We start from the raw sequence: 539 nt of genomic DNA, 5'->3' as shown, positions 1-539 counted from the left end.
ATAGAGAAGAAGTAACATTGTTAGGTTTTGAAATCGTAGCCTATGCTGGCGATGCTCGTTCAAAACTATTGGAAGCCTTGAAGGCTGCTGAAGCTGGTGATTTTGAAAAAGCGGACGCTCTGGTAGAGGAAGCTGGTAGCTGTATTGCAGAGGCTCACCACGCGCAAACAAGTCTATTGACTAAGGAAGCTTCTGGTGAGGACTTAGCGTATAGTGTGACCATGATGCATGGTCAAGATCACTTGATGACAACTATCTTGTTAAAAGACCTAATGCACCATTTAATTGAACTTTACAAGAGAGGAGTTAAATAAAATGGATAAGTTAATAATTTTTATTTAGAAATTCAAGCAGAAGACGGAATACGTGTTGCGCCGGATAGACTGGAGTGCAGTAGTGTGCGCTTCCGATCTGCCCCCGGCCGCACCGGTTGCGCCGACAAAAAACAGGGCATCATCAACCAGGTCGAACTGGCCAAATCCCACGGCGACGCCGATCAACAGGCCGGCCTGGAAACAGCCTTGAGCGAAGTCACCACC

Annotated in this window: 1 protein-coding gene and 1 pseudogene; both read left to right on the top strand. The window is 46.8% G+C overall.

Features of this window, described 5'->3' with window-relative positions:
- A partial coding sequence (locus FQ185_RS30100; RefSeq protein WP_149420607.1) for a PTS lactose/cellobiose transporter subunit IIA occupies positions 1-314 on the top strand: 314 nt, incomplete at its 5' end.
- 99 nt (positions 315-413) lie between these two features.
- Positions 414-539 (top strand): annotated as a pseudogene (locus FQ185_RS30830) (DUF1090 family protein); the annotation flags it as partial.

The sequence above is a fragment of the Pseudomonas sp. ANT_H12B genome (assembly GCF_008369325.1).
In the GTDB taxonomy this organism is placed as follows: domain Bacteria; phylum Pseudomonadota; class Gammaproteobacteria; order Pseudomonadales; family Pseudomonadaceae; genus Aquipseudomonas.
Note: the sequence above shows the minus strand (reverse complement) of the source record. Positions and strands in the feature narration are given on the sequence as shown.